This window comes from Streptomyces sp. NPDC005811, from assembly GCF_040630405.1.
In the GTDB taxonomy this organism is placed as follows: Bacteria; Actinomycetota; Actinomycetes; order Streptomycetales; family Streptomycetaceae; genus Streptomyces.
The window spans coordinates 214896-240095 of record NZ_JBEXXK010000009.1 but is presented as its reverse complement, the minus strand read 5'-3'; the positions used below and the strand labels follow the sequence as shown (position 1 = coordinate 240095).

The 25200-nt window shown below is 71.0% G+C and carries 23 protein-coding genes and 1 pseudogene; 10 read left to right on the top strand and 14 right to left on the bottom strand.

Translation table 11 applies throughout. The features are described from left to right. Both ABZ490_RS12915 and ABZ490_RS12910 read right to left on the bottom strand, forming a co-directional pair. Positions 1-135: pseudogene (locus ABZ490_RS12915) on the bottom strand (RNA-guided endonuclease TnpB family protein); the annotation flags it as partial. Positions 136-557: 422 nt separating this feature from the next. Next, positions 558-953, bottom strand: coding sequence for a hypothetical protein (locus ABZ490_RS12910; RefSeq protein WP_358988515.1), 396 nt, complete (start codon positions 951-953; stop codon positions 558-560). A 125-nt stretch (positions 954-1078) separates the two neighbouring features. On the opposite strand from ABZ490_RS12910, the gene ABZ490_RS12905 reads away from it, so the two are divergent. Continuing rightward, a complete protein-coding gene (locus ABZ490_RS12905; RefSeq protein ID WP_358988532.1) occupies positions 1079-1921 on the top strand; it encodes a helix-turn-helix transcriptional regulator in 843 nt (280 codons plus the stop codon). After that, positions 1918-2100 (top strand): DUF397 domain-containing protein, encoded by a 183-nt coding sequence (locus ABZ490_RS12900; protein ID WP_358988513.1) that lies wholly within the window; start codon positions 1918-1920, stop codon positions 2098-2100. Before ABZ490_RS12905 ends, ABZ490_RS12900 begins: the two co-directional genes overlap by 4 nt. On the opposite strand, the gene ABZ490_RS12895 is transcribed toward ABZ490_RS12900, so the two are convergent. After that, a complete protein-coding gene (locus ABZ490_RS12895) occupies positions 2094-3815 on the bottom strand; it encodes an SGNH/GDSL hydrolase family protein (RefSeq protein ID WP_358988511.1) in 1722 nt (573 codons plus the stop codon). The genes ABZ490_RS12900 and ABZ490_RS12895 overlap by 7 nt on opposite strands. A gap of 425 nt (positions 3816-4240) precedes the next feature. Between ABZ490_RS12895 and ABZ490_RS12890 the strand changes: the two genes are divergently transcribed. Together ABZ490_RS12890 and ABZ490_RS12885 are read left to right on the top strand one after the other, a co-directional pair. Further along, entirely contained in the window at positions 4241-5464 is a 1224-nt protein-coding gene (locus ABZ490_RS12890; RefSeq protein ID WP_358988510.1) for an RNA-guided endonuclease TnpB family protein, read from the top strand. A 116-nt stretch (positions 5465-5580) separates the two neighbouring features. Continuing rightward, entirely contained in the window at positions 5581-5814 is a 234-nt protein-coding gene (locus ABZ490_RS12885; RefSeq protein ID WP_358988508.1) for a hypothetical protein, read from the top strand. Here the strand turns inward: ABZ490_RS12885 and ABZ490_RS12880 are convergent. Both ABZ490_RS12880 and ABZ490_RS12875 read right to left on the bottom strand, forming a co-directional pair. Next, the gene (locus ABZ490_RS12880; RefSeq protein ID WP_358988506.1) at positions 5811-7622 is read right to left on the bottom strand and encodes a 5'-nucleotidase C-terminal domain-containing protein; all 1812 of its coding nucleotides are present in this window, start codon (positions 7620-7622) and stop codon (positions 5811-5813) included. The genes ABZ490_RS12885 and ABZ490_RS12880 overlap by 4 nt on opposite strands. Positions 7623-7768: 146 nt before the next feature. Then, positions 7769-9052: an adenylosuccinate synthase gene (locus tag ABZ490_RS12875; RefSeq protein WP_358988504.1), complete on the bottom strand. Its 1284-nt coding sequence runs from the start codon at positions 9050-9052 to the stop codon at positions 7769-7771. Positions 9053-9276: 224 nt separating this feature from the next. Between ABZ490_RS12875 and ABZ490_RS12870 the strand changes: the two genes are divergently transcribed. Then, a complete protein-coding gene (locus tag ABZ490_RS12870) occupies positions 9277-10128 on the top strand; it encodes a diacylglycerol kinase family protein (protein WP_358988502.1) in 852 nt (283 codons plus the stop codon). Between the two features lie 80 nt (positions 10129-10208). On the opposite strand, the gene ABZ490_RS12865 is transcribed toward ABZ490_RS12870, so the two are convergent. The 3 genes from ABZ490_RS12865 to ABZ490_RS12855 form a co-directional block, all read right to left on the bottom strand. Further along, the gene (locus ABZ490_RS12865; RefSeq protein WP_358988500.1) at positions 10209-11423 is read right to left on the bottom strand and encodes a S8 family serine peptidase; all 1215 of its coding nucleotides are present in this window, start codon (positions 11421-11423) and stop codon (positions 10209-10211) included. A gap of 117 nt (positions 11424-11540) precedes the next feature. Next, a complete protein-coding gene (gene eutC / locus ABZ490_RS12860; RefSeq protein ID WP_358988498.1) occupies positions 11541-12299 on the bottom strand; it encodes an ethanolamine ammonia-lyase subunit EutC in 759 nt (252 codons plus the stop codon). Further along, positions 12296-13690 carry an ethanolamine ammonia-lyase subunit EutB gene (locus ABZ490_RS12855; protein ID WP_358988496.1) on the bottom strand — a complete coding sequence of 465 codons (1395 nt, stop codon included), beginning with the start codon at positions 13688-13690 and terminating at the stop codon, positions 12296-12298. Before ABZ490_RS12855 ends, eutC begins: the two co-directional genes overlap by 4 nt. A 171-nt stretch (positions 13691-13861) precedes the next feature. Between ABZ490_RS12855 and ABZ490_RS12850 the strand changes: the two genes are divergently transcribed. Beyond that, entirely contained in the window at positions 13862-15370 is a 1509-nt protein-coding gene (locus tag ABZ490_RS12850) for an APC family permease (protein ID WP_358988494.1), read from the top strand. 17 nt (positions 15371-15387) lie between these two features. Here the strand turns inward: ABZ490_RS12850 and ABZ490_RS12845 are convergent, their stop codons facing one another. Continuing rightward, a complete protein-coding gene (locus tag ABZ490_RS12845) occupies positions 15388-15909 on the bottom strand; it encodes a MarR family transcriptional regulator (RefSeq protein ID WP_358988492.1) in 522 nt (173 codons plus the stop codon). Positions 15910-15982: 73 nt separating this feature from the next. On the opposite strand from ABZ490_RS12845, the gene ABZ490_RS12840 reads away from it, so the two are divergent. The 3 genes from ABZ490_RS12840 (at position 15983) to ABZ490_RS12830 (ending at position 18779) form a co-directional block, all read left to right on the top strand. Then, positions 15983-16906, top strand: a complete 924-nt coding sequence (locus ABZ490_RS12840) for an ABC transporter ATP-binding protein (RefSeq protein WP_358988490.1) — start codon at positions 15983-15985, stop codon at positions 16904-16906. Continuing rightward, complete coding sequence (locus tag ABZ490_RS12835) at positions 16903-18471, top strand: ABC transporter permease (protein ID WP_358988488.1); 1569 nt, start codon at positions 16903-16905, stop codon at positions 18469-18471. Before ABZ490_RS12840 ends, ABZ490_RS12835 begins: the two co-directional genes overlap by 4 nt. An 83-nt stretch (positions 18472-18554) precedes the next feature. Next, the gene (locus ABZ490_RS12830) at positions 18555-18779 is read left to right on the top strand and encodes a hypothetical protein (protein WP_358988486.1); all 225 of its coding nucleotides are present in this window, start codon (positions 18555-18557) and stop codon (positions 18777-18779) included. Positions 18780-18800: 21 nt separating this feature from the next. On the opposite strand, the gene ABZ490_RS12825 is transcribed toward ABZ490_RS12830, so the two are convergent. Further along, positions 18801-20018 carry a cytochrome P450 gene (locus ABZ490_RS12825; protein ID WP_358988484.1) on the bottom strand — a complete coding sequence of 406 codons (1218 nt, stop codon included), beginning with the start codon at positions 20016-20018 and terminating at the stop codon, positions 18801-18803. A 97-nt stretch (positions 20019-20115) separates the two neighbouring features. On the opposite strand from ABZ490_RS12825, the gene ABZ490_RS12820 reads away from it, so the two are divergent. Then, positions 20116-20631, top strand: a complete 516-nt coding sequence (locus ABZ490_RS12820) for a GNAT family N-acetyltransferase (RefSeq protein ID WP_358988482.1) — start codon at positions 20116-20118, stop codon at positions 20629-20631. Between the two features lie 2 nt (positions 20632-20633). Here ABZ490_RS12820 and ABZ490_RS12815 read toward each other — a convergent pair whose 3' ends face one another. The 4 genes from ABZ490_RS12815 to ABZ490_RS12800 all read right to left on the bottom strand — a co-directional run bounded on the left by ABZ490_RS12815 (position 20634) and on the right by ABZ490_RS12800 (position 25183). After that, on the bottom strand, positions 20634-21344 hold the full coding sequence (locus tag ABZ490_RS12815) for a leucine-rich repeat domain-containing protein (protein WP_358988480.1): 711 nt from the start codon (positions 21342-21344) through the stop codon (positions 20634-20636). Positions 21345-21439: 95 nt separating this feature from the next. Continuing rightward, positions 21440-22774, bottom strand: coding sequence for a DUF3500 domain-containing protein (locus tag ABZ490_RS12810; RefSeq protein ID WP_358988478.1), 1335 nt, complete (start codon positions 22772-22774; stop codon positions 21440-21442). A gap of 181 nt (positions 22775-22955) precedes the next feature. Further along, on the bottom strand, positions 22956-24461 hold the full coding sequence (locus tag ABZ490_RS12805) for an ATP-binding protein (RefSeq protein WP_358988476.1): 1506 nt from the start codon (positions 24459-24461) through the stop codon (positions 22956-22958). Beyond that, the gene (locus ABZ490_RS12800; RefSeq protein WP_358988475.1) at positions 24458-25183 is read right to left on the bottom strand and encodes a response regulator transcription factor; all 726 of its coding nucleotides are present in this window, start codon (positions 25181-25183) and stop codon (positions 24458-24460) included. The genes ABZ490_RS12805 and ABZ490_RS12800 overlap by 4 nt, the downstream gene beginning before the upstream one ends. Between the last annotated feature and the right edge of the window lie 17 nt (positions 25184-25200).

Genomic DNA, 25200 nt, shown 5'->3' with positions numbered 1-25200 from the left:
GTTGCGCTTCACATCCTCGGCGAACGCGACCCCGGAGACCCAGGACGCCGCCTCGTTGCAGGCGTGCAGGGTCGCCCCAAGTGCCGCCGCCTGTACGGGCGTCGGCAACAGCTTGACCTGCACCACCAGCTTCACGACACCCGAACCTACACACCCGCCCGGACATACAGACGGCTTCCGCACACCTGTCCCACCATCCAGCGACCCACCGACCGTACGTTCGACACCACCCCGGCTCCGCCGAACAGCCCCACGGGCGCTCCGCGCCCGAAATCCCGGACACTGCGACGCTCCGCGTCGCCACCACACGATCCGATTCCTCCCAGGCGCAAACGCCTGGGGTTCCTCGCAAGAATGTCGCTGAAAAGGCGCGCGTGGGCGCCGTACGATGAAAGCGCATGGGGAGCTCCGCTTTCCTGGTGGAGCTGGCGCTCCTGGTGTCGAGCCCCCGGATGTTGGCGCATCGCGGGGGTGTTTCCGTTGGCGTGACTCTATGGGCACGCAGAGCGACGAACGCAAGCTGGAAGTGGGTTTTCCTGGGCGGGGGTTCTCGCTTTTCACTCGGCGGAGTGAAGTGCGGTGCGCAGGAGCAGGGTGTGGACGAAACGGTCGGGCGCGGTGGGGCGGTAGCGCCAGGCGAAGGGCCAGGTCATGTCGTCCAGGGCCGGGATCGGGATGAAGCACTCCCTGTCCGGACCGCTGGTCAGGCGGGTGACCTCCGGGGGCCAGGCCAGGTGGGCCGTACTGCCCGGCGGGACCAGGAAGTACACGCACCGGCGTCCGCTCGCCGTCTCCAGGACCGGTCCCGGGTCACCCCCGGTCATCCTCGCCAACCGGTCGGCCACCTCCCGGCCCCGGTCGCCGTCCAGCCGTACGGCATCGAACCGCACGCCTGCCTTGCGCACTTGAACGCCGGATTCCGGAAGCCAGTCCAGGTCACTTCGTGTATTCACGGGGACAGTTTCGGGAGGCTGACCTACCGTCTTCCATAACTCTCAGTCGACCTTCCGCAACAGTCGGAAGTCGGCGCAGGTCTGTGGTGACCGGTTGAGTCCGGTCGAGTTCGGGGGTGACCGCAATGGCGCGGGCGGAGAACAAGGTCGAAGCGGGCGGCACGGCCCAGGTGGTGGCCGCGCTGGCGAAGGCACTGCGTGAGCAGCAGGAGCTGACCCAGGAGGAGTTGGGGAAGCGGATCGGTTACACCGGGTCGGCGGTCAGCGCGATGGAGACTTGCGCGCAGCCCGCGAGCGACAAGATGCTGGTCAAGCTGGAGGAGTCCATCGGGGGTGGGCTCGGAGTCTTCGAGAAGGCCCGCAAGTACATGCTGCTGGACAAGTACCCGTCCCAGTTCAAGAACTTCGCACTGATGGAGGCGGAGGCGGTCTCGTTGTCGTCGTATCAGACGTTCGTGGTCGACGGTCTGTTCCAGACACCGGAGTACGCCCGCGCGTTGATCGGTGGAGGCTTCCCCAAGCTTCCCGAGGCGAAGGTGGAGGAACTGGTCGAGGCACGTATCGCGCGTCGGGCGCTCTTCGACCGCGCTGACCCGCAGCCCATGATCGAGCTGATCCTGGACGAGTCGGTGCTGCAACGGCCCATCGGGGGCTGGGAGGTACTGCGCGGCCAACTGCGTTCGCTGGCCGAGGACGCCGAACGGGACAACGTCAGCCTCCAGGTGATGCCCATGGACCGGGGGCTGCGGGGAAGCCACGCCGGCACCCGAGGCGACATGGTCCTGGTGGTGACCAAGGAGCACCACCACGTGGTCTACATGGAGATCGAGGACGAGAGTGTGCTGGTCAGCGATCCCGCAAAGGTCGCTGGCCTCACCCACCGGTATGCGAAGATCCGATCACAGGCTTTGAGTCCGGACGACTCGCTGAGCCTCATCCGGAAGTTGGCGGCAGAGGAGCGGACATGACCAGCACCCTGCGGTGGTTCAAGTCGAGCTACAGCAACGACAGCGGCGGCCAGTGCCTCGAAATCGCCCCCTCCCCCGCCCTCACCCACATCCGCGACTCCAAAAACCCCGGCGGCCCGATCCTCCGTGTCTCCGCGGAGTCCTGGGCCGCCTTCGTGCAGTTGGTGCGCGCTCAGTAGGTCAGGTAGCAGCTCTTCACGACGCCGTAGAGCGGGTCGACGCCGAACACCGCCGCCTTGCAGGTGGCGCCGCCGGAGAGGGTCTTGTACACGTACCGGCCCCGCGCGCCGTAGGCGACGGTCCGCTTGCCGGTGAAGGCGCACGTGCCGCCCTGGGTGGCGCAGGCGGTCGCCTTGTAGCCGGCCGGGGCGGCGGGGGCCGTGTAGCAGGACTTGGTCTGGTTGCTGATCGGGTCGCCGCCGAAGGACGCGCTGGTGCAGGCGGTGCCGCCGGTGGCGACGGCCGTGTTGAAGGAGCCGTACGCGCCGTACATCACGGGCTGCCCGGCGACGGCCGCGCAGGTGCCGCCCTCGGCCGCGCACTTGGTCCAGCCGGCCGGGGCGCCGTTGGGCGCGATGTAGCAGGACTTGACGACGTTGGCCGCCGGGTCGCCGCCGAACTTGGCGCTGGTGCAGGCGACGCTGCCGCTGGTGACGAGGTGCTTGAAGGTGCCGTTGGTGCCGAAGACGACGTCACGGTTGTAGCCGGGGACCGCGCAGGTGCCGCCCTCGGCCGCGCACTTGGTGTACCCGTAGGGACCGCCCGCGAGGGCGACGTAGCAGGTCTTGATGGTGTCGGCCGCCGGGTCGCCGCCGAAGGAGGCGCTGGTGCAGGGGGTGCTGCCGGTCGCCGTCCTGTAGGCGTACGCCCCGGAGCCGAAGGCGACCGCGCGGGTGCCGGTGAAGGTGCAGGTGCCGCCCTCGCTGGCGCACCGGGTCCAGCCGGCGGGGAGGGGGCCGCTGGTGCCGATCATGTACTTGACCAGGGAGGCCACGGCCTTCATGCCGGCCTCGTTGGGGTGGTAGGTGGCCCGGCCGGAGGAGGGCTTGTACTTCTCCACCCACGGAGTGGACGCGCACGCGTCGTGGCCGTGGCTGGCGGCGGCGGCATTGACCAGGGTCGCCCCGGTGACGGTCGCCGCGGCGGCGGTCGCGTCGGCCAGCCGGGAGGCGACGGTCCGCTCGTAGGCCAGCTGGCTCGCGGTGAGCGGCACGCCGGTGCAGGCGGCGCCGTCGGGCAGGACGGACAGGTAGTTGACGAGGAACACCCGCGCCTGCGGGGAGATCTTGTGGACGGCCTTCACGACGTTCTGGATCCGCCCGCTCACCGCGCCGAGGGCCGTGTCGATCGCGGAGGTGCTGACGGACCCGCAGTTGGCCTCGCCGCTGTTCTGGCAGGAGTACGAGGTGACGCTGCCCAGGTAGTTGACGTCGTTGCCGCCGATGGTGACCGTGACCAGCCGGGTCGTGCTCTTCACGGCGTTGATCTGGGGCGGCTGCCCGGCCTGGCTGGAGGCGAGGATGTTGGCGGTGGTGGCGCCGGAGCAGGTGACGTCGGTCAGCTTGGCGCCCGTGTCACGGGCCACGACGCTGGCGTAGTTGTTGTCGGACCGCATGCACGCGGCCGCGACACTGCCCTCCTTCACCGGCGGAATGCTCGGACCGGCGGCGAACGAGCTGCCCAGCGCGACGTACTCCTGGCCGGAGACGGAGGCGGCGGTGACGGAGGAGGCCGCGGCGGCGGCGGAGCGGGACTCCTTGGCCCCCGCGTCCACGGGCGAAGGGCCGGACCCGGGACCCCCGCCGAGGTTCGCGCAGCCGGTCGCGAACCCCAGGGACAGGACCAGCCCGAGTAGGGCCGTCCGCCGGCGATGCCGCTGCTCGATGTGCGCCATGCGTGGTTCCTCCGCGTGCAGTGTCGACACTTCATCCCGTCACCATGAGGGACTGCCCTCTAACACGGAGGATGTGACCGGTCGGTTGCAGCGAAGATCGACAATCTGTCGACAACAAACGGACAACGCGTAGGTACAGCGGGCTCCGGGATGAGTACGGGCACTCAGGCGGTCGTCGGCCCCGGAACGCCATCGTGGAGGTCACGCGACAGCACCCGCTCTCCAGGAGGCACCCCCATGAACGGCTACCGGGATTCATTCGCAGTGCTCCGGGGTTCACCCCGGGGGTGAAGCGAATCTCATGCCTGCGACGCGGAGCGTCGCGGTGTCGTTCCGGCGGAGCCGGACTGTGCTGCGATGACGGTGAAGGTTCGCTCGCATGTTCCCGGTGACGGTACTCGTTCGACCTGCCTAGTGTGATCGTCATGCAGCTCCGGTACGCCTTCAGGTTGTACCCGGACACCGGCCAGCAGAGGGCGTTGGCGCAGGCGTTCGGGTGCGCCCGCGTCGTGTTCAACGACGCGGTGCGCGCCCGCGAGGACGCCCGCAAGGCCCAGCAGCCGTTCCCGAAGATCGGTGAGCTGTCCACCCGTCTGATCACCGAGGCGAAACGGACCGTGGAGCGGTCCTGGCTGGGCGAGGTCTCCGCGGTCGTCCTGCAGCAGTCCCTGCGCGACGCCGAGACCGCGTACCGCAACTTCTTCGCCTCCCTCAAAGGCACCCGCAAGGGCCCGAAGCTCGGCTCTCCGCGCTTCAAGTCCCGTAAGGACAACCGGCAGTCGATCCGGTTCACCGCCAACGCCCGCTGGCACCTCACCGACAGCGGGCGGCTGAACCTGCCGAAGATCGGCGCGGTGAAGGTGAAGTGGTCCCGCACCCTGCCCGCCACCCCCACCTCCGTCACCGTCATCAAGGACAGCGCGGGCCGGTACTTCGCCTCCTTCGTCATCGACACCGACCCCGCCGAAGACGCGAACCGGATGCCCGACACCGACCGCACCATCGGCATCGACCTCGGCCTCACCCACTTCGCCGTCCTGTCCGACGGCACGAAGATCGACTCCCCCAGGTTCCTGCGCCGTGCGGAGAAGAAGCTGAAGAAGGCCCAGCGGGAGCTGTCCCGCAAGCAGAAGGGGTCGAAGAACCGCGAGAAGGCCCGGCTGAAGGTCGCCCGCGCCCACGCCAAGGTCACCGACGCCCGCAAGGAGTTCCACCACCAGCTCTCCGCGAAGCTGATCTCCGAGAACCAAGGGATCGCCGTGGAGGACCTGGCGGTGAAGGGACTCGCCCGCACCAGGCTGGCCAAGTCCGTGCACGACGCCGGCTGGTCATCGTTCATCGGCATGCTGGAGTACAAGGCGGAGCGGTACGGACGCACCCTGGTGAAGATCGGCAGGTTCGAGCCGACCTCCCAGACCTGCTCCACCTGCGGTGTCAAGGACGGTCCCAAGCCCCTCGATGTCCGGGAGTGGACGTGTGCCGCCTGCGGCGCGGTCCACGACCGGGACCACAACGCCGCGATCAACGTGAAGACGGCCGCCGGACTGGCGGTATCGGCCTGCGGAGCGCCGGTAGGACCAGAACCCGTTCTGGCACAGCGCGAAGAAACAGGAAGCCACGGATTCCCGACCCAACCCCGTGCCGCGTAGCGGCACAGCAACGGAACGGAAGGCCAGAATCCTCGGGCTTCAGCCCGAGGTGCAAGTCAACGCACGCTCGTCTCGGCCCCCTGCGCACCCCCGCCGCCCTCGGCTATCTGTTCCTGGTGGGTGCGCTCACGGCGTGGATCACGGTCGACACGCTGTTCATCTCCCACGCGGACGCGTCCTTCGCCGGGATGTGGCTCTTCTTCGCCACCGCCCCGACCTCGCTGCTGTTCCTGGTGGTGCCCAGTCAGTTCGCGTTGATCGGGGTGCCGGTCGGGGCGGTGGTCCAGGCGGCCCTGCTCGGCGCCGCGTACCAGGGGATCACCCGGACCCGCCCCGTGACCGCCGACTAGAACACCGGGGTCCCCGCCTGCGTCAGCCTCCAGTTGGTGACGGCGAAGTCGGCCGGGTTCAGGGTGCCCTTGGCCGTGACGTAGTCGATCATCAGCTGGCGGATCTCGTTGGTGGAGCTGTAGGCGATGGCGGCGGTGGCGATGTGCGGGTAGCCGGAGCCGCCGTTGGCCCGGTAGTTGTTGACCGCGACGACGAAGACCTGGTCGTCGGTGACCGCGGCGCCGGCGTAGGTGAGGTTCTTGATCCGGGAGCCCTCGGCCGCGGCGATGTCGATCTCGTAGCCGACGCCCGCCGCGGTGTCGTACATGTAGTCCCAGAAGCTGTTGGCGTTGGTGAGGGTGGCGGTGTCCACGGCGGTGCCCGCCGGGACCTGGTGGTAGTACTTCGCCGCGTACTCCAGGTACTCCTTGAGCTGGGCGCCGGTGAGCTTCTTGCCGTAGAGCGTGTTGTCGTAGATGTAGAGCCCGGCGATGTCCTTGATGGTGACGGACCCGGCCGGGATGTCCGCCGTGCGGGAGAAGGGCGCCGCGACCGAGATGAGCGGGAGGGCCGCGTCCGCCGTCGAGAGGCCTGCCTTCACCGTCTCCATCTGGACCTCGTGGATGAAGTCCATGATGGGGACGTCCTTCCAGCAGGACTCCACCGCCGAGAGGTCGGCCGTGCAGGTGCCGACGGCGGTGTTGACGTACTTGACGACCAGTTCATGGTCGGCCTCCAGGAGCTTCTTGATCTCCGGGTCCTCGTCCACGGTGTTCGGGTTGAGGGTCTGGGCGGTCTTGCTCACGACCTTCCAGCGGCCGTGCTCCAGCTCGACCTCGAAGTCGAAGACGCTGAGCCGGTAGCCCCAGCAGTACGGCTCGGACAGCAGCACCTCCTCCCCCGTCTCGGCGTTCTTCACGGTGTACGAGGGCACCTCGACGTGGGTGTGGCCGACGAGGATCGCGTCGATGCCGGGGACCTGCTCGGCGACGAGGTTGGAGGCGTTCTCGACGTAGGGCAGCGCGTCGCCGTACGACGAGGAGCCGTCCAGGCCGGAGTGGTCGGTCAGGAAGACCACGTCACAGCCCAGCGCCCGCAGTCTCGGCACGTACTTCTTCGCCTGCTCGACGAGGCCCGGGAAGACCATCTTCCCGCTGACGTTGTCCTTGTCCCAGATCGCGATGCCGGGGTTGGTGAGGCCGAGGATGCCGACCTTGATGTCGGGCGCGCCCGGGACGCGGATCTTCTTCACGGTGTACGGCGGGAACGCCGGCCGCAGGGTCTTCGCGTCCAGCGCGTTCGCGCCGAGCAGCGGGAAACGGCACTGCTTCTCGAACCTGCGCAGCACGTCGATGCCGTAGTTGAACTCGTGGTTGCCGAGGGCGGCGGCGTCGTAGCGCATGTGGTTCATGGCGACGGCCATGGGGTGCCGGGCGCCGTCCGTGATGGGGTCGACGCGCGCGAAGTAGTACGCCAGCGAGGTGCCCTGGATGATGTCGCCGGCGTCGACGAGCAGGACGTGCCCCTCGCCCTTCGCCGCCCTCTGCTGCTTGACGAGCGTGGCGACCCGGGCGACACCGACGGAGTTGCCCTTGCTGTCGCTGTAGGCGGCGTCCTTGTAGTAGTCCCAGTCGAAGACGTGGCTGTGCAGATCGGTGGTGCCGAGGATGGAGAAGGTCCAGGTGCGGGGCGCCTTCGGCGGTTTCGGGCGCCTGCGCTCGGCGGCCTCCGCGGTGCCGGTGCCGGCCGTTCCCGCGGCGGCCACCGCCGCACCGGTCACGGCCGACTTCTGGACGAACTCACGGCGGTTCATGGGGTTGACGGGCATGCGAGGCTCCTGGAACTGGTGAGGAGGCAGGGACAACTACCCGCGTAGATGCTTGCCTTCCGCCAGTTACGGGCGTAACCGCGAAGAGCCCATGGGCCGGTCAAGGATGTCCAAGACCGGCCCAAGTCACCGTGCAGTGAGGCGACTTACAGGAACGAGTTGATCTCGATCGTCTCGTCGCGGCCCGGGCCCACGCCGATCGCGGAGATCGGGGCGCCGGACATCTCCTCCAGGGCCTTGACGTAGTTCTGCGCGTTCTTCGGGAGGTCGGAGAACGACTTGGCCTTGGTGATGTCCTCGGACCAGCCGGGGAGGTTCTCGTAGATCGGCTTCGCGTGGTGGAAGTCCGTCTGGGAGTACGGGAGCTCCTCGACGCGCTTGCCGTCGATCTCGTACGCCACGCAGACCGGGATCTGCTCCCAGCCCGTCAGGACGTCGAGCTTGGTGAGGAAGAAGTCGGTCAGGCCGTTCACGCGGGTCGCGTAGCGGGCGATGACCGCGTCGAACCAGCCGCAGCGCCGGTCACGGCCGGTGGTGACGCCCCGCTCGCCGCCGATCCGGCGCAGCGCCTCGCCGTCCTCGTCGAAGAGTTCGGTCGGGAAGGGGCCCGAGCCGACACGGGTCGTGTACGCCTTGAGGATGCCGATGACCCGGCTGATCTTCGTCGGACCCACGCCGGAGCCGGTGCAGGCGCCGCCCGCGGTCGGGTTGGAGGAGGTGACGAAGGGGTACGTGCCGTGGTCGATGTCGAGAAGGGTGCCCTGGCCACCCTCGAACAGGACGACCTTGTCGTCCTCCAGCGCCTGGTTGAGCAGCAGGACCGTGTCGGTGACGTACGGGGCGAGCTTCTCCGCGTAGCCCAGCAGTTCCTCGACGACCTGGTCGACGGCGATCGCGCGGCGGTTGTACAGCTTGGTGAGGAGCTGGTTCTTGCCGTCGAGCGCCGCCTCCACCTTCTGGGTGAGGATCGACTCGTCGTAGAGGTCCTGGACACGGATGCCCACGCGGTTGATCTTGTCCGCATATGTCGGACCGATCCCGCGTCCGGTCGTGCCGATCTTGCGCTTTCCGAGGAAGCGTTCCGTCACCTTGTCGACAGTGACGTTGTACGGGGTGATGATGTGCGCGTTGCCGCTGATCAGGAGCTTCGACGTATCCACGCCGCGCTCGTTCAGACCGCTCAGCTCGGAGAGCAGGACCGACGGGTCGACGACGACGCCGTTACCGATGACCGGCGTACAGCCGGGCGACAGGATTCCGGAAGGGAGAAGGTGGAGTGCGTACTTCTGGTCACCGACGACGACCGTGTGGCCGGCGTTGTTGCCGCCCTGGTAGCGCACTACGTAGTCCACCGAGCCGCCGAGTAGATCGGTGGCCTTTCCCTTGCCTTCGTCACCCCACTGAGCACCGAGCAGCACAAGTGCGGGCACGCGCGTACACCCCTTCCGGGTGGGGCATGTCCAAGGTCAGGGGCGTACGCGGAGGCTTTTTCCACCACCGCGTGCACCGCGACCGTCGTTGGCCGCAGTTCCGCGACCGTCGTTGGTCGCACACCGTCGGACCCGGATGCCCCGGAATAGACGAAGCCCCTGGCGCAATAGCGCAAGGGGCTCTTGCACAAAGATGCTACCCGAGGAAGCGAGGCAGGACCGAGGTGGCGACTTTCGCGACGCCGGACCAGCTGCTGGTGATCATCGATCCGATTGCCCGGAGGGCCGACGGGGAGTCCGTACGGATCGCGAAAGACGTGCTCAGCGCGGGTGCGGCGAGTACGAAGGTCTGTCTTCCGGAAGGGCCGGAGGAGTTCGCCCGGGTGCTGGCGCGGCGGGGTTCGCGGCGGCCGGTTGTGATCGGTGACGACCGCACGCTGACCCGGACGGTGTCGCTGCTGCACCGGCAGCGGGAGCTGGCCGGATGTGTGCTGTCGATGGTGCCGGTGGGGACCGTGCTGGGCGTGGCGCACGCCCTGGGGATCCCCACGGGGGCCGTCGCGGCGGCGCGGGCCGTCCTCGACGGCGTCGAGCGGCGGCTGGACCTGCTGGTGGACGACAGCGACGGGGTGGTGCTGGGGGCGCTGCGGATCCCGCCGCTCCAGCAGCTCGCCGCGCAGGAGGAGACGGCGGCGGCCGGCGGGCGGCCCTGGCTCCAGTCCCTGGTCCGCACCCTCGTCCCCTCGCGTCCCCCGCGCCCCGTCTCCGCCCCGGTCCCGCCGGGCCCGGCCCGGCTGCGGGTCGAGGTGGACGGGGTGACCCTGGTGGACCTCGACCAGCCGGTGGAGGCGGTGTCGGTGACCCCGGGGGCGGCCGGGGAGGCGGAGGTGGTGGTCCGGCCCCTGTCGGTGGGCACGGAGGCGGCACCGCTGGAGGCCCGGGGGCACACGGTGACCGTGTCCGGCGCGGACTTCCGCTACCGGGCGGACGCGGGAGTGGTGGGGCCGGTGCGCAGGCGTACCTGGACGGTACGGGAGGGGGAGCTGGGGCTGGTGCTGCCGGTGGGGCGGGGGTAGCGGCGGCGCAAAAGCCGAGGCGGCCGCACGGGGCGGCCGCTCAAGGGCATCCGGTCAGGGGCATGGTCAGGGGCATCCGGTCAGGGCACGACCCTGAGGAGTCGGTTGGGGGAGCCGAGGCCGACGCTGTGCAGGACACCGTTCGTCGCTCCGGCGACGAGGGCGTTGCGGACGTCCGCCGGGCCGGCGGTGGGGTGGGCGGTGAGGTAGACGGCCGCGGCACCGGCGACATGCGGAGCCGCCATCGAGGTGCCGGACAGGGTGGCCGTGGCGGTGTCGCTGGTGTACCAGCCGGCCGTGATCGACGATCCGGGGGCGAACAGGTCCAGGACCGACCCGTAGTTGGAGTAACTGGCCCGGTAGTCGGTGTTGGTGGTGGCCCCGACGGTGATCGCGGCGCTCACGCGGGCCGGTGAGCTCCCGGACGCGTTCGCGTTCGAGTTGCCGGCGGCGACGGTGTACGTGACGCCGGAGGCGATGGAGTTGTTCACCGCGGTGTCCAGCGCGGTGCTGGCGCCGCCGCCGAGCGACATGTTGGCGACCGCGGGACGGACCCGGTGCGCGGTGACCCAGTCCACGCCCGCGATGACACCCGAGGTCGTACCGGAGCCGTCGTTGCCGAGCACGCGCACCGCCACGATCTTGGTGGCCTTCGCCGCTCCGTACGTGGTGCCGGCGATCGTCGTGGCCACATGGGTGCCGTGGCCGTGTCCGTCGGCGGCGACGTTGTCCCCGTCGACCGCGTCGTAGCCGTAGACCGCGCGCCCGGCGATCTGCTGGTGCGTGATGCGGACCCCGGTGTCGATGACGTACACCGTGGCAGCGCCGCCCGCCGAGTCCGGGTAGGTGTACGACCGGCTGAGCGGGAGCGCGGCCTGGTCGATCCGGTCCAGTCCCCAGGGCGGGTCGGTCTGGGTCGCGTCGAGGGAGAGCCGCTGGTTCTTCTCGACGAACGCGACGGACGGGTCCTCCGCGAAGCTCCTCGCCCCGGCCGCGCTGACACTGACGGCATAGCCGTTCACCGCCGAGCTGTAGGCCTTGTCCACCCTGGCGCCGTACTTGGCGGCCAGCTGGGTGCCCTTGGGGGAGGCCGCCCTGAACCGGGCCGACTGCTTCAGGACGACGAGGTAACTGTTGTCGATGCCGGTCGGGGAGTTCTCCCGCAGAACCTTGCCCAGGGCGGCCGGAGCCGCTTCGGCGGGCAGCGCGGCGGCACCGCCGCCCACCGTGGCGGCCGCGACGAACGCGGCGACGGCTGCGCCGAACCGGCGCCGGATCGTGAAGATGTCTCGCATGCCGAAGAACGTTCCTCGGCCGGACCGAAAGGTCCCGTCCCGCGGGAGTGTTCGCCCGTTTGTGGTGTCCGGTTGCTGCGTATGACCGCCGTCGCACGACCGCCGTCCCGGCTCGGCTCAGCGCAGCGCCTCCGCCCCGTCCGCGGCGTCGGTCTCGTCCTTGAGCCCCACCCCGGAGATCCCCAGCTCCCGCGCCCTCCCCAGCAGCGCCGCCAGCTTCCCCGCCGCCGTCTCGTAGTCGAGCCCCAGCGGTGGCCGGATGTTGGACAGGCAGTTGCGGTCGGCGTCGGTCGTGACGCCGGGCACGGGGCGGTGGGTCAGGTACGCGCCCAGGGAGTCCGCCGCCGACATGCCGGGGCGTTCGCCGACGAGGACGACCACCGCTGTCGCGCCCATCGCCGTCGCCACGTCGTCGCCGAGGGCCACGCGGGCCTGTTCGGCGAGGATCACGGGGGCCACGTTCCAGCCGGGCAGCCGCTCCACCGTCGCCCGCACCATCGCCGCCGCGTGCTCGTGCACCGCCCGGCTGGAGAGCCCGTCCGCGACGACGAGGACGACGTCCCAGTCGCCGACCGGGAGATGCGCCCGGTCCACGGCCTCCAGCCGGCGGCCCAGGTCGGGCCGCTGGAGGTAGGTGAGCCGGTCGCGGGCGGCGCTGCGGACCCGTACCGTCGGCAGGCCCGGCAGCGCGGCGGCCACGGTGTCCGGGTCGAACGGCGCGTGCACCGCGTCCCGGGCTGCCGCGTGCGCGGCCTGGAGTTCCAGCCGGTGCCGGGTGGGCAGCGCGGCGCCGGCCCGGCCGAGGCCGATCCGGGCCTGGGTGCGGCGGCGCAGGGCGGGCCACAGCTCACCGTTGGCCAGGGTGACGTCCGTCATGCCGCGAGCTCCCGTCCGATCGCCGTCAAGGGGTGGGCCGTACCGGAGATCTCGCGGATGCCGCCACGGTCGTCCAGCAGCCCGATCGAGTCCAGCCAGGCCTCGAACTCCGGCGCCGGTCGCAGCCCCAGCACCTCCCGCAGATAGAGCGCGTCGTGGTACGAGGCCGACTGGTAGTTGAGCATGATGTCGTCGCCGCCGGGCGTGCAGATCACGAAGGACGCCCCGGCCACGCCGAGCATGGTGAGCATGGTCGCGATGTCGTCGTCGTCCGCGTCGGCGTGGTTGGTGTAGCAGATGTCCAGGCCCATGGGCAGGCCGAGGAGCTTGCCGCAGAAGTGGTCCTCCAGGGCGGCGCGGAGGATCTGCCGGCCGTCGTAGAGGTACTCGGGGCCGATGAAGCCGACGACCGTGTTCACCAGGAGCGGTTCGTAGCGGCGGGCGACCGCGTACGCCCGTGCCTCGACCGTCTGCTGGTCGACTCCGTGGTGCGCGTCGGCGGAGAGGGCGCTGCCCTGGCCGGTCTCGAAGTACATGACGTTCCGCCCGGCGGTCCCCCGCCCCAGGGCGAGGGCGGCCTCGTACGCCTCGTCGAGCAGGCCGAGGGTGACGCCGAAGGAGGCGTTGGCGGCCTGGGTGCCCGCGATGGACTGGAAGACGAGGTCGACGGGCGCCCCGCGCTCCATCAGGCCGACGGTCGTCGTGACATGGCTCAGGACGCAGGACTGGGTGGGGATGGCGTAGCGGCCGATCACGCCGTCGAGCAGCTCCAGCAGGTCGCGTACGGCCCTCGGGCTGTCGGTCGCCGGGTTGATGCCGATCACCGCGTCGCCGGAGCCCAGCAGCAGACCGTCCAGGAGGGCGGCGGCGACGCCCGCGGGGTCGTCCGTGGGGTGGTTGGGCTGGAGGCGGGTCGCGAGGCGGCCGGGCAGCCCGATCGTGGAGCGGAAGGCGGTCACCACCCGCACCTTGCGCGCGACCGCGACCAGGTCCGCGTTGCCCATCAGCTTCGACACCGCGGCGGCCATCTCCGGGGTCAGGCCCGGCGCCAGCGCGGTCAGCGCGGCCGTGTCCGCGGCCTCGGACAGCAGCCATTCCCGCAGTTCCCCGACGGTCATCGACGCGACCGGCGCGAAGGCGGCCCGCTGGTGGGTGTCGAGGATGAGCCGGGTGACGTCGTCGTCCTCGTACGGGATCAGGGGTTCGGTGAGGAAGTCGGTCAGGGGGACGTCCGCGAGGGCCCAGCGCGCCGCGACCCGCTCCCTGGCGGTACGGGCCGCGAGGCCGGCCAGGCGGTCGCCGGAGCGTTCCGGGCTCGCGGCGGCGAGGAGGCGGGCGAGGGAGCCGAAGCGGTGCCGCTCGCCGCCGAGGACGGTCGTGTAGACGCTCATGGCGGCGACCGTACGAGTCCGGTGTGAGCCCGGTGTTTCCCGCGGATTTCCAAAGGTTCCAAAGGTCTGGTTGACATACATTTAACGCTTCGACCCCCCTGACCGACTCATTCGGACTGAAGAGTTCCGGTCCAGCACACCCATGGACGACACCCGGAGAGGGGCCACCCGATGGCAGTGGACGAGGGCATCGCCCCGGCGGCGCGGACGAGCGACCCAGGCACGGTTCACCGGCTCAAACCCAATGCCGTGGGCCTGCTGGGCGTGGTCTTCATGGCCGTCGCGACAGCCGCGCCGATCACCGCGATGACGGGCAACGTGCCCTTCATGGTGTCCGCCGGGAACGGCATCGGCGCCCCGGCGAGCTATCTCGTCGCAATGGTCGTCCTGGCGATCTTTTCCGTGGGCTTCACCTCGATGGCGAAGCACATCACCTCCACGGGCGCCTTCTACGGCTTCATCTCCTACGGCCTCGGCCGCACGGTCGGCCTCGCCTCCGGGCTGCTCGCGACCTTCGCGTACGTCGTGTTCGAGCCGGCGCTGATCGGCATCTTCTCGACCTTCGCCACCACGACCCTGAAGGACCAGACGGGACTGCACATCCCGTGGTGGGCGTTCGCCGTCCTGATGCTCGCGGTCAACGCCACCGGCACCTGGTTCGGCGTCTCGGTCGCCGAGAAGCTGCTGGTCGTGCTGCTGGCCACCGAGGTGACGATCCTCGCCGCGATGGCGGTCTCGGTCGCCCTGCACGGCGGCGGCCCCGACGGCTTCAGCCTCGACCCGGTGAACCCGGTGAACGCCTTCAAGGGCACCTCGGCCGGCCTCGGGCTGTTCTTCGCCTTCTGGTCGTGGGTCGGCTTCGAGTCGACGGCGATGTACGGCGAGGAGTCCCGCAACCCGAAGAGGATCATCCCCAGGGCGACGATGATCTCCGTCCTCGGCGTCGGCGTCTTCTATGTCTTCGTCTCCTGGATGGCGATCACCGGCACGGGCGAGTCGCAGGCCGTGAAGGTCGCCACCGACGACCCGCTGGCCCTGTTCTTCGGCCCCACCGAGCAGTACGTCGGCCACTGGGCGGTCGTCGTCATGCAGTGGCTGATGATCACCGGCTCGCTCGCCTGCGGTATGGCCTTCCACAACTGCGCGGCCCGCTACATGTACGCCCTGGGCCGGGAGGGCGTCCTGCCCTCGCTCCAGCGCACGGTGGGCCGCACCCACGCCCGGCACGGCTCCCCGCACATCGCGGGCCTCGTCCAGACGATCGTCTCGGCGGTCCTGATCGGCGCGTTCTGGGCCGCCGGCAAGGACCCGTACACCGGGACGTACGTCCTGCTCGCGATCCTCGGCACCATGGCGATCCTGGTCGTGCAGGCGGTGTGCTCGTTCGCCGTGCTGGTGTACTTCCGCTCGCACCACCCCGAGAGCCGGCACTGGTTCCGCACCTTCGCCGCCCCGCTGACCGGCGGGATCGCCATGCTCGCGGTGGTGGCGCTGCTGGTGTCCAACATGGGCGCCGCGGCCGGTACGGAGTCGGGTTCGCTGGTGCTGAAGGCGACCCCGTGGCTGGTCGCCCTGATCGCGGTGGCGGGCATCGGCTACGCGCAGTACCTCAAGCGGCGCTCGCCCGACCGCTACCTGCTGCTGGGCCGGACGGTCCTGGAGGAGACCAAGGAGCGCTGACCCCGGCCAGACCCCGGTCAGTCGCCGAAGAGCTGTTCGCGGTGGACGCGCCAGCGTTCCATCATGGTCAGCAGCTCGCCCTCGATGAACTCGAAGAAGGCGAGGGTCTCGGCCATGCGCAGGCCGGCGGGGGTGTCGGGGCCGAGGCTCTCGACGCCCTCGCGCAGGGCGCCCTCCCAGCGTCGGATGACGGCGTCCCGGTTGGTCAGGGCCGCGTACCACTGGTCGCCGTGCACCCGGTAGCGCTCGCGGCGCGAGCCCGGCTCCCGCTCGCGCGCCACCATGTGCGCCTGGGACAGATAGCGCACGGCGCCGGAGACCCCGGCGGGGCTGATCCTGAGCTGTTCGGCGAGTTCGGCGGAGGACATCGCGCCCTCGTCGGAGGAGAGCAGCGCGGCGAAGACACGGGCGGCCATGCGCTGCATCCCGGCCTCGACCAGCTGGGCCGCGAACGTCTCCACGAACCTCGACACGGCCTCCGCGTCCCGGCCTGTCCGGCCTGTCCGGCCTGTCCCGCCCATGCGCTCCATCGCTCCCATCACCCCATCCTAACGTCGCTTCACTCTCTTCCTTAACTTCACAAATTTCTGAAAGAAGCGTACGTTCGGAGGCATGACGAAGGCGAAGGCCATCACGGTGTCCGGACTGCACAAGTCCTTCGGCCGCACCCACGCGCTCGACGGCCTCGACCTGGAGGTCGAGCGGGGCGAGGTGCACGGCTTCCTCGGCCCGAACGGCGCCGGCAAGTCCACCGCCATCCGCGTCCTGCTCGGCCTGCTGCGCGCCGACTCCGGCGCGGCCCGGATCCTCGGCCGCGACCCGTGGGCGGACGCCGTCGAGGTGCACCGCAGGATCGCGTACGTCCCCGGGGACGTCACCCTCTGGCGCAACCTCTCCGGCGGCGAGGTCATCGACCTCTACGGCCGGTTGCATGGCGGTCTGGATCCCGCCCGCCGCGCCGGCCTGATCGACCGCTTCGAGCTGGACCCCACCAAGAAGGGCCGGACCTACTCCAAGGGCAACCGGCAGAAGGTCGCCCTGGTCGCCGCGTTCGCCTCGGACGTCGACCTGCTCATCCTGGACGAGCCGACCTCGGGCCTGGACCCACTGATGGAGGAGGTCTTCCGGCGCTGTGTGGAGGAGGAGCGGGACCGGGGCCGGACGGTCCTGCTGTCGTCCCACATCTTCAGCGAGGTCGAGGAGCTGTGCGACCGGGTCAGCATCATCCGCAAGGGCCGCACGGTGGAGAGCGGTTCGCTCGCCGACCTGCGCCATCTGACCCGGACCAGCGTCACGGCCGAGCTCGCGGGCCCGCCGAACGGGTTGGCCGCCCTCCCCGGCGTCCACGACGTCGACGTCCGGGGCAGGAGGGTCCGCCTCCAGGTCGACACCGACAAACTCGACGCCGTCCTGCGGTCGTTGACGGACTCCGGCGTACGGTCGCTGACCTCGACCCCGCCGACCCTGGAGGAACTCTTCCTGCGCCACTACCAGGACGAGGCGGGCGCCGCGGCCGACGAGGTGGCGGCCCGATGACCACGCTCACCGGCACCGGCGTCCTGGTGCGCTTCGCGCTCCGCCGCGACCGGGTGCTGATCCCCGTCTGGGTGGCGGTGAACAGCCTGATGGTGCTCACCATGCCGAACACCCTGAAGAGCCTCTACGGCACCCCCGCCGACCGGGCCGACCTGCTCCGTCAGCTCCACACGAACGCCTCCCTGCGCGCGCTGATCGGCCCCGTCTTCGACGACTCCCTCGGCGCGCTCACCGCCTGGCGGGTCGGCGTCTACGCCGGTGCGCTCGCCGCCGTCACCGCCCTGCTGATCGTCGTACGGCACACCCGGGACGAGGAGGAGAGCGGGCGGCAGGAGCTGATCGCGTCCGGCGCGGTCGGCCGGCGGGCCTCGCTGACGGCGGCGCTGCTCGCGGCGGGGGTCGCGAGCGGGGTCCTCGCGCTGCTGGTGGCGGTGGGCCTGGCCGGGCAGGGGGTGGCGGGGGCGGTCGCGTTCGGCCTCGGGCTGGGCGGGGTCGGGATGGTGTTCGCCACCATGGCGGCGATCGTCGCGCAGCTCACCGAGAGCGCGCGGCTGGCCCGGGGGCTGACGGCGGCGGTGCTGGGCGCGGCCTTCGTCCTGCGGGCGGCGGGCGACTCGGCGACCGATGGGGGCTCCTCGGTGCTGACGTGGGTGTCCCCGCTGGGCTGGCTGGAGAACCTGCGGGCGTTCGCGGGCGAACGGTGGTGGGTGCTGGGCCTGTTCGCGTGCGCGGTGGCCGTCCAGGCGGCCGTGGCCTACGGGCTGGCGGGGCGCCGGGACGTCGGCATGAGCTTCCTGCCGACCCGCCCGGGACCCGTCTCCGGCCGGCTGGCCTCGGCGGGCGCGCTGGCCCTGCGCCTGCAACGGGGCGCGGTGGTGGGCTGGGGCGTCGGCTTCTTCCTCGCCGGGGTCGTCTACGGCGGGCTGACGGACGGCGCGGCCGACCTCGTCGCCGACAACGCCAAGGCGCGCGAGATCTTCGAACGGATGGGCGGCCAGTCGGGACTGACCGACGCGTTCCTCGCGGCGATGATCGGCATGCTGGGCCTGATCGCCTCCCTGTACGTGGTCGCCTCGGTGCTGCGGCTGAACGGCGAGGAGACCTCGGGCCGGGCGGAACCGGTCCTCGCGAACGCGGTGGGCCGGCTGCGCTGGGCGGGCGGCCATCTGCTGATCGCCTTCGGCGGCTCGGCCCTGATCATGCTGCTCGCGGGCCTCGGTTTCATCGCCGGCTACGGCAAGGAAGCGGCCCCCATCCTGGCCGCGTGCCTGGTGCAGCTCCCGGCGGTGTGGGTGGTCGGCGGCCTCGCGGTCCTGCTGTACGGCATGGCCCCCCGGCTGGCGCCCGCCGCGTGGGGGGTGGCGGTCGCGGTCCTGCTCATCGGCTGGATCGGCCCGGCCCTGGACGCCCCGCAACTCGTCCTGGACCTCTCCCCCTTCGGCCACCTCCCCAAGCTGCCCGGCGGCGAGATGACCTGGTTCCCGCCGACCCTGCTGACGGCCCTGGCGGCGACGCTGGTGACCGGGGGGCTGGCAGGTCTCCGACACCGAGACATGACCACCTGAGCCCACCCCGGGAGCGGAGCGCCGCCCCAGGACCCCTCAGTGCCCCGGAACCCCGCAGGAGTCCGCGCGCGTCCCTGGTGGTCATGGGGCAACGTACGCAGGCGGCCGCCGGATGTCTGAGCGCTGGCCTCGGGGCGGGGGCGGGTCTCGCCGTGTGGTCGGTCGGCGTACGCTCCCGGCTCTGGCGGTTCGAGCAGGCCCCCGACCTGAGCGTCCTCTACGCGGAACTGCCGCTCGCCCTGCTGGCCGGAACGGCGGCGGGGCTGGTCCTGTGGGCGGTGATCAGCCGACTCGCCGGGCGCCGCTGAGGCGGGTCAGGTCAGGGCAGGTCAGAGGGTGACGCTCAGGCCCTCCAAGCCACGGATCACGAAGTTCGGCTTGCGCTTGGGTTCCTCCGCGAGCGCCAGTGTCGGGGCCTTCTCCAGGAGGGCCGTCATCGAGGCGGCCAGTTCGATCCGAGCCAGGGGCGCGCCGATGCAGTAGTGGATGCCGGCGGAGAACGAGATGTGCGGGTTCTCCGTCCGGGTGAGGTCCAGCCGTTCGGGGTGCGCGAACACCTCCGGGTCGTGGTTGGCGGAGCCGAAGAGCAGGGCGACCTCGGCGCCCCGGGGGATCGTCGTCCCGTCGATCTCGATGTCGTCCAGCACCCACCGCTCGAAGAGCTGGAGCGGGGTGTCGTACCGCATCAGCTCCTCGACGGCGGCGGGGACGAGCGTGTGGTCGGCGCGGAGCGCGGCGAGCTGCCCGGGGTTGTGGAAGAGGGCCGACCAGCCGTTGACGGTGGCGTTGACGGTCGCCTCGTGCCCCGCGTTGAGCAGCAGCACGGCGGTGGAGATCATCTCCTGCTCGGTGAGCCGGTCGCCCTCGTCGTGCGCGGCGATCAGCCCGGAGATCAGGTCGTCGCCGGGTTCCTCGCGGCGGGCGGCGATGAGCTCCCGCAGATAGGCGGAGAACTCGACGGATGCCTTGACCGCCCGCGCGGCGGTGTCCTCGGACGGGTTCAGCTCGTACATCCCGCAGATGTCCGCCGACCAGGGCCGCAGCGGCGCGCGGTCGGCCTCCGGTATCCCGAGCATCTCGGCGATCACGGCGACGGGCAGCGGCTCGGCGACCTCGCCGAGCAGATCGCCCCCGCCCGCCTCCACCAGCCGGTCCACCAGCTCCCCGGCGAGCCGGGTGACGTACGGCTTGAGCTGCTCGACCGTGCGCGGGGTGAACGCCTTCGACACCAGCCGCCGGATCCGGGTGTGGTCCGGCGGTTCCAGGTCCAGCATCCCGTGGTCGTTGAGCGTGTGGAACGGCTCGTGCGCGGCCGGGGGTTCCGTCCGCCCGAAGTCCTCGTGGGTGAACCGGTGCTGATACGTCCGCCCCAGCCGCCGGTCCCGCAGCAGCGCCGACACATCCGCGTGATGCGGTACGAGCCACTGGTCGGTCGGCGCGTAGTGGATCACCCGCCCCCGCTTCCGCAGCTCGGCGTAGGCGGGGTAGGGATCGGCGAGGAACGCCGTGTCCCAGGGGTCGAAACGAAGGTCGTCAGCTGCTGCCATGCACGGACGCTAACCGCTGATCGCCCTGCTGACCAGGGGTTGCCGCCCGGCCGGGGTGGGGAGGCGATGGTCAGTCGACCGAGAGGAGGTGACCGTGATGCCGATGTCCGTCATCCGGCTCGCCCGGTACACGCCGGCGGACCGGGACGAGATCACCGGACGTGCCGCCGACCCCTTCGGGACCGCGGGGACGGGCCTGATCTGGCGGGACAAGGACGTGCACTTCGGGGTCCGGCACGACGGCCGGCTCGTGGCGCACGCGGGGCTGGTGGAGACATCGGTGTCGGCCGGGGACGGTGACCCGGTCCGGGTGGCCGGCCTCGGTGGTGTCGTCGTGGCGCCCGAGGTCCGGGGGCAGGGGCTGGCCCGGCTGGTGGTGACTGCCGCGACGGAGCACGCCCGCCGCACCGGGGCGGAGTTCGGGCTGCTCTTCTGTTGGCCGCGGCTCGTCCCCGTCTACGAGCGTCTCGGCTGGCGGGTGTCGGCGGGCGGGACGCGGGTCGAGCAGCCGGGAGGCGCCGTCGACATGCCGTTGCGCACGATGTGGACGCCGCTGGCCGAGGACGCGACCTGGCCCTCCGGGTCCGTGCGGCTGCTGTCCCTGCCGATGTGAGGTCAGCGGGTGGGCGGCTGGGCGATCGACGGGCCGCCCCGGTGGGGCGTGGGGACGTGGTGGGCGGCGGGGGCGGGCAGCGCGTCGACGCAGGCCTGGGAGCAGGCGTCGACCAGGAGGGGCAGGACGTCCGTGGCGACGCCGAGGGAGATCCAGAGCTGTTCGGGGCCCGTCGGGGGCAGGGGCCCGGCGCAGACGCTGCACGCCCGGGCGGGCAGGGCCGGGGCGCGCAGGGCGGGGAACGGCATGCGGTTCTTGAAGTTGCCGTACAGCGCGCGCGTGCTGACCGTGCTGTCGCGCAGCTTCCGGCAGCGGGTCAGTTCGTACGGGAACCAGTGCAGCCGGTAGGAGGTGTACGGGGTGAACTCCTCCAGGCTCTCCATGGCGCCGATCTCCGGCGGGATCCGGACGAGGTTGCTGCCGTAGAGCATCAGATGCCGTACCGCCGTCAGTTCGGCGATGGTCGGCGGGAGGGTGACGATCTGCTGCCGGTGCTCGAAGGGGAGTCCGCGCAGCGGTGCGAACTCCTCGCGCCCGTCGGCGGCCGCCTCCTCGACCAGGTCGAGCAGCCGCAGCCAGCCCGGCGCCGAGGTGTCCTGCTGTTCGGTGTGGATCCGGGTCCCGGCCGGCGCCGGGACGTCCGTCCGCGGCCACGCGCACCCGCACCACTGCCGCGCCCGCTCTTCCCCGCCCTCTTCCCCGCCCTCGGTCATGGCGCACAACCTACCGAGCGGCCCGGATCGGGGCCATGGGGAAACCGGGCCGGGAAATGACGGGGGCCCCGGCCCGGTTTGTCATGCGAGGGAGGTCACCGGTGGTGCGGCGACGTCAGGTAGTGCTGCCTGAGGAGCTCCCTTCCGTAGTCGTTGCCGTTGGGCGTGCGGATGATCGAGTGGACGTGCTTCTGGGTGGCACCGCTGCCCTGGGTCGCGCCGTACGCGCCGGCCAGCGGGCCGGGGGCCTGGCAGTCGACCTCGATCCAGACGACCGGGCTGTGGACGCGCACATAGAAGGCGTCGTCGTCGCCGGTGCCGCCGGCCCAGGTGACGTAGGTGTCGTCGAGGTACTTGCGGATCTCCGCCATGCGCACCTTCGCGGCGTCGGCCTTGGCGCGGCCCACGAACGCCTCGGCGATCCCGAGGAGCTTCTTCTTCTGCGCGGCGGTCAGGGCGTTGCCCCGGATGCCTGTGTACGCCTGGACGGTGTTGTCGGAGAACGCCCCCGCCTTCATCGACTCGTTGGACTTGGTCGTCGACTCGATCGCCACGGCCTGCTGGGCGGTGGTGAGGGAGTTGATGAACGCGAGGCCGGCGACGACCTCCTCGTGGCAGACGGTCACCGTCTCGCCGTCGATCTCCATCGAGGTCGGCTCCGAACCCCAGAAGCAGGGGCTCATGACGACCTGGTCGCCGAGCACGAAGTAGTTGATCACCAGGTGGTGGCCGTCGAACTGGAAACCCCAGGGCTCGCTGTCCGAGGGGGTGCCCATCACGGTCCAGTAGTAGGCGTCCTCGTTGAAGGAGTTCGTGTTGCCGATCGCCTCGCCGGCCGCCTGGTTGATCTTCCGGATCTTCTCCGTCGTCTCCAGACCGTCCGCGCTCAGAGCCGCCTTCAGCAGGGCCGTGCCCAGCGCCTTCTGGTCGTCGCTCAGATCGGCGAGGGAGACACCCTGGCGCTCGTAGGAGTCGATGTTGCTCCACAGCCGCCACTCGGTGGAGTGGACCGTGAACTGCGTCGAGGTCTTCTGGGTGTCGGTGAGACCGGCCAGGAAGGCGTTCGCCGCGGAGATCACCGGGGCGGTGGCCACCTTGGTGGAGTGGATCGTGAACAGGTCGTCGATCCGGTTGCCGTCGGTGGTGAGGCCGAAGAAGTCCTCGGTGATCGACTGGTTGCCCGGTCCGCCGGCCCCGCCGCCCGGGCCGCCGCTGGGCGCGCCGCTCGGGGCGGCGGAGGCGTCGGCGGTCGGCGTCGCGTCGTCCGCCATCGCCGCCCAGGCGCCCGCGCCGGCCATGGTCGCGACGGCCGTGGCCCCGGACGCGAAGAACACCTTGCGCATGAAGTTGCGGCGGCTCGCGTGAGCACGGCCGCCGGCTTCGGACTGCGGCTCGCGGGCCGTCGGCTCACCGGTGTCGAGCTCGGTCATCGTCCCTGATCCCCTTCTCCAGAAGCCCGCCCCGACTGGACCGGCCGCCTGCCGAAGACTCTGGAGCAGCCAACTTAGGCAGGCCTTAAGCACTGGGGACAAGCCCGTCGAATGGGACCTGCGGAAGGCCATGGAACAGCGTCTGACCTGGTGTTCTGTGAGAGTCCTTAGACTCCTCGCACTAGACCCCCCGCACGCCGAGCGGGAGCGTCACCGAGAACTCCGTGCACCCCGGCTCGCTCACCACCTCGACCCGGCCGCCGTGCGCCTCCGTGATCGCCGCGGCGATCGCCAGGCCCAGCCCGGAACCGCCCTGCGCACCGGCCGCCCGGGAGCGCGAGGCGTCGGCGCGGGTGAAGCGCTCGAAGACGGTGGGAAGAAGCTCGGGCGGGATGCCGGGGCCGTCGTCCCGGACGCGGACGACACAGTGCGGGGCTTTCCCGGAGGCGGTGTCCGGGTCGGTGTCGGCCTCCACGATCACCGTGGTCTTCGTGCCCGCCGGGGTGTGGATCCGGGCGTTGGCCAGCAGGTTGGCGATCACCTGGTGCAGCCGGGACGGGTCGGCGACGACCGTCACCGGGGTGTCCAGGCGCAGCGCGAGCTGCCAGTCGTGGTCGCCGCCCGCGGCCTGCGCGTCCCACACCGCCTCGGCCACCAGCGTCGCGATGTTCACCTCGGCCCGCCGCAGGGGCCGCCCCTCGTCGAGCCGGGCGAGCAGCAGCAGATCCTCGACGAGGTCGGTCATCCGCGCCGACTGCGCCGAGACCCGGTGCCAGGCCAGCTCCGGCTCGATGGTCGTGCTGCCGCCGTTCATGAACTCGGCGTAGCCCGCGATCGAGGCGAGCGGGGTGCGCAGTTCATGGCTGGCGTCGGTGAGGAACCGGCGCATCCGCTGCTCGGTGGCCTGGCGCTCGGCCAGCGAGGCCTCGACATGGTCGATCAGCCGGTTGAGCACCGCGCCCACCTGGCCGGCCTCGGTGCCGGGGTCGGTGTCCCGGGCCGCGACCCGCGCCAGGTCCGTGACCTCGCCACGGTTCAGCGGCACCCGGGCCACCTCGGCGGCGGTGGCCGCGACCCGGCCGAGCGGACGCAGCTGGCGCCGGATGACCACCGCGCAGGCGCAGGCCGCGGCCGTCAGACCGACCCCCGCGATCACCGACTCGAGCACCACCAGCCGGTCGATCACCTGCTGGATCCCGTCCATCGGGAGCCCGGCCAGCACGGGGACCCCGTCGCCGCCGATCGCGGTCACCCGGTAGGTGCCCAGACCGGGGATCGTGCGGGTGTGCAGCGAGCCGTCCGGGCCGATCCCCGTCAGCGCGGCCCGCTGGGCGGCGCCGAGCACCTGCTGACGGCCGTCCTCGGTCACCACCTCGGCGGCGTTGACCTTCCCGTCGGCGAACCGCGCCGCCAGGGTGCCGGTGGGCTGCCCGCGTTCGTTGAGGAACCCCAGGTCCGTGGCCCCGCCGGTCCGGCGCTGCAGTCCGCCCTGGCTGCGCTCCGCCGCGTTCGTGACCCGCTGGTCCAGGTCCCCCAGCAGATACACCCGCTGCACGTACACCGTGGTGAGCGCCATCGCCGCGCACACCACCGCCAGCGTCACGGACACGAACAGCACCAGCCGGACCCGGAGCGAACGCCACCCCGGACGGGCCCCGGAGCCCGCCGCGCGCCGGAGGAACCTCATGCCCCGTCGTCCGCGGCCCGGATCGCGTACCCGACCCCGCGGACCGTGCGGATCATCGGGACCCGCCCTTTGTCGATCTTCGCCCGGAGGCCGTGGATGTAGACCTCGACCAGGTTCCCCTCGCCGTCGAACGACGCGTTCCACACATGGTCCAGGATCTGCGCCTTGCTCAGCACCTGGTGCGGATGGCTCATGAGGAACCGCAGCAGGTCGAACTCCTTGGTCGTCAGCGCGATCGGCGTCCCGCCGCGCTGCACCTCACGGGTCCGCTCGGCCAGCACCAGGTCCCCGAGGGTCCGCACCGACCCGTCGCCCGCGTCCTCCGGCAGCCCGGCCCGGCGCAGCAGCCCGCGCACCCGCAGCATGACCTCCTCCAGCGAGAACGGCTTGGTGATGTAGTCGTCCGCGCCGGACGACAGTCCGTCCAGCCGGTGCTCCAGGGCGTCACGGGCGGTGAGCATCAGCACCGGCAGCCGCGGGTTCTCGCTCCTGAGCCGGCGCAGCACCTGGATCCCGTCCAGGTCCGGCAGCATTCCGTCCAGGACGACGACATGCGGGGCGCAGTCCCGCGCCAGCCGCAGCGCGCCGCGTCCGTCGCCCGCCGCGAAGGGCCGCCAGCCCGCCTCGGTCACGGCCGCGGACAGCAGCTCGGTGAGCTCGGGCTCGTCGTCGACGATCAGTACCCGCACCGCGCCGCCACGCGCCTCGGAAGCGCCGGACATGCGTTGCCCTTCTCTCG

What these genes read in the sequence shown, in the direction of transcription:
- ABZ490_RS12895 (WP_358988511.1), bottom strand. Translation starts at nt 3,815, where the DNA reads ATGGCGCACATCGAGCAGCGGCATCGCCGGCGGACGGCCCTACTCGGG.
- ABZ490_RS12830 (WP_358988486.1), top strand. Translation starts at nt 18,555, where the DNA reads ATGGGGCAACGTACGCAGGCGGCCGCCGGATGTCTGAGCGCTGGCCTC.
- eutC (WP_358988498.1), bottom strand. Translation starts at nt 12,299, where the DNA reads ATGACGGACGTCACCCTGGCCAACGGTGAGCTGTGGCCCGCCCTGCGC.
- ABZ490_RS12840 (WP_358988490.1), top strand. Translation starts at nt 15,983, where the DNA reads ATGACGAAGGCGAAGGCCATCACGGTGTCCGGACTGCACAAGTCCTTC.
- ABZ490_RS12800 (WP_358988475.1), bottom strand. Translation starts at nt 25,183, where the DNA reads ATGTCCGGCGCTTCCGAGGCGCGTGGCGGCGCGGTGCGGGTACTGATC.
- ABZ490_RS12890 (WP_358988510.1), top strand. Translation starts at nt 4,241, where the DNA reads ATGCAGCTCCGGTACGCCTTCAGGTTGTACCCGGACACCGGCCAGCAG.
- ABZ490_RS12810 (WP_358988478.1), bottom strand. Translation starts at nt 22,774, where the DNA reads ATGACCGAGCTCGACACCGGTGAGCCGACGGCCCGCGAGCCGCAGTCC.
- ABZ490_RS12900 (WP_358988513.1), top strand. Translation starts at nt 1,918, where the DNA reads ATGACCAGCACCCTGCGGTGGTTCAAGTCGAGCTACAGCAACGACAGC.
- ABZ490_RS12845 (WP_358988492.1), bottom strand. Translation starts at nt 15,909, where the DNA reads ATGGGAGCGATGGAGCGCATGGGCGGGACAGGCCGGACAGGCCGGACA.
- ABZ490_RS12805 (WP_358988476.1), bottom strand. Translation starts at nt 24,461, where the DNA reads ATGAGGTTCCTCCGGCGCGCGGCGGGCTCCGGGGCCCGTCCGGGGTGG.
- ABZ490_RS12865 (WP_358988500.1), bottom strand. Translation starts at nt 11,423, where the DNA reads ATGCGAGACATCTTCACGATCCGGCGCCGGTTCGGCGCAGCCGTCGCC.
- ABZ490_RS12825 (WP_358988484.1), bottom strand. Translation starts at nt 20,018, where the DNA reads ATGGCAGCAGCTGACGACCTTCGTTTCGACCCCTGGGACACGGCGTTC.
- ABZ490_RS12850 (WP_358988494.1), top strand. Translation starts at nt 13,862, where the DNA reads ATGGCAGTGGACGAGGGCATCGCCCCGGCGGCGCGGACGAGCGACCCA.
- ABZ490_RS12855 (WP_358988496.1), bottom strand. Translation starts at nt 13,690, where the DNA reads ATGAGCGTCTACACGACCGTCCTCGGCGGCGAGCGGCACCGCTTCGGC.
- ABZ490_RS12815 (WP_358988480.1), bottom strand. Translation starts at nt 21,344, where the DNA reads ATGACCGAGGGCGGGGAAGAGGGCGGGGAAGAGCGGGCGCGGCAGTGG.
- ABZ490_RS12820 (WP_358988482.1), top strand. Translation starts at nt 20,116, where the DNA reads ATGCCGATGTCCGTCATCCGGCTCGCCCGGTACACGCCGGCGGACCGG.
- ABZ490_RS12880 (WP_358988506.1), bottom strand. Translation starts at nt 7,622, where the DNA reads ATGCCCGTCAACCCCATGAACCGCCGTGAGTTCGTCCAGAAGTCGGCC.
- ABZ490_RS12905 (WP_358988532.1), top strand. Translation starts at nt 1,079, where the DNA reads ATGGCGCGGGCGGAGAACAAGGTCGAAGCGGGCGGCACGGCCCAGGTG.
- ABZ490_RS12835 (WP_358988488.1), top strand. Translation starts at nt 16,903, where the DNA reads ATGACCACGCTCACCGGCACCGGCGTCCTGGTGCGCTTCGCGCTCCGC.